Origin of the sequence: Actinoplanes sp. NPDC051633 (genome assembly GCF_040681735.1) — a bacterium.
Classification (GTDB): Bacteria; Actinomycetota; Actinomycetes; order Mycobacteriales; family Micromonosporaceae; genus Actinoplanes.
In genome coordinates, this window is the sequence record NZ_JBFAZH010001575.1 from 1 (window position 1) to 1,453 (window position 1,453).

Sequence of the window (1,453 nt, forward strand, 5' to 3'; positions counted from 1 at the left end):
GCAAAGGTCTCACCCGGCCGGACGCCGTGGTGGTCGTGCCGGTCGGCGCCGGTCCGGCCGCCGCGGCGGCCGGCGCCGCGCGGGTCATCGCCCTGTCCGAGGCGGCCGGGTGCCCCTTCGCCGCCGTGATCAGCGCCGGAGTCGCCGGCGGATTCGCGGGCCGCACCGAGGTCGGTGCCACCGTCCTCGGCCTGCGCAGCGTGGCCGCCGATCTGGGCGCCGAGTCGCCCGGCGGCTTTCTTCCGATCGACGACCTCGGCTTCGGCACCGGGGTCGAAACACCCGATCCGGAGCTGCGATGGCGCCTGGCCGACGCGCTGCCCGACGCCAGGACGGGCGACATCCTCACGGTCTCCACGGTCACCGGCACGGCCGCGACCGCGGCCCGGCTGGCCGAGGCGCATCCGTTCGCGGTGGCCGAGGCCATGGAGGGCCACGGCGTCGCGGTCGCCGCCGCCGCGGCCGGCCTGCCCTTCGCCGAGCTCCGCACGATCTCCAACCTGATCGGCCCGCGAGACCGTGACGCGTGGCGCATGACCGACGCGCTCACCGCTCTGACCAGGAGCGCAGCGGCGATCCACACGGTGTGAAAGGCCACTTGTGGGCTTTGCTACAGGTCGGCGCGGCACGGCGGGCATAGCGTGGCGACGTGGCACTCAAACTGGCGGTTTCGCCCTGTCCCAACGACACGTTCGTCTTCCACGCGCTGATCCACGGCCTGGTCCAGGACGCGCCGCCGGTCGAGCTGACCTTCGCCGACGTCGATGTCACCAACACGGCCGCCGAGCGGGGCGAGTTCGACCTGATCAAGGTCAGCTACGCGGCGCTGCCCTGGCTGATGGATCAGTACGACCTGCTGCCCTGCGGCGGCGCCCTCGGTCGCGGCTGCGGCCCGCTGGTGCTGACCCGCGGCGACAAGACCGACCTGAACGACGCGACCATCGCGGTCCCCGGTGACCGGACCACGGCCTACCTGCTCTTCCGGCTCTGGTCTCAGGGTCAGCAGCCCAAAGACGTCAAGGTGGTCCCGTTCCACGAGATCATGCCCGGGGTGGCCGACGGCACCTATGACGCCGGTCTGGTGATCCACGAGGCCCGGTTCACCTATCCCCGATACGGCCTGACCGCGCTGGTCGACCTCGGCGAGTGGTGGGAGCGGGACACCGGGCTGCCGATCCCGCTCGGCGCGATCCTGGCCAAGCGCGGCGTCGTCGACCCCGCGGCGGCGGCCGAGTGGATCCGGCGCTCGGTGAGCATGGCCTGGGCCAACCCGGCGGCGAGCCGCGATTTCGTGCTGGCCAACGCGCAGGAGATGGAGCTCGACGTGGTCGAGCAGCACATCGACCTGTACGTCAACGAGTTCACCCTGGATCTGGGCGAAGACGGAATCGAACAAAAAATGCGATTGACGGTGAAACTTTAGAACAGAGTTTAAAACATTTAACTAAAGCTT

The 1,453-nt window shown here is 70.1% G+C and carries 2 protein-coding genes; both read left to right on the plus strand.

What is annotated here, in order from left to right:
- Window positions 1–590, plus strand: a 590-nt coding sequence (locus AB0M20_RS43255) for a futalosine hydrolase (RefSeq protein WP_364307286.1), incomplete at its 5' end; no start/stop codon positions are given.
- A 59-nt stretch (window positions 591–649) separates the two neighbouring features.
- Window positions 650–1,423 carry a 1,4-dihydroxy-6-naphthoate synthase gene (locus AB0M20_RS43260; protein ID WP_364307288.1) on the plus strand — a complete coding sequence of 258 codons (774 nt, stop codon included), beginning with the start codon at window positions 650–652 and terminating at the stop codon, window positions 1,421–1,423.
- Window positions 1,424–1,453: the final 30 nt, after the last annotated feature.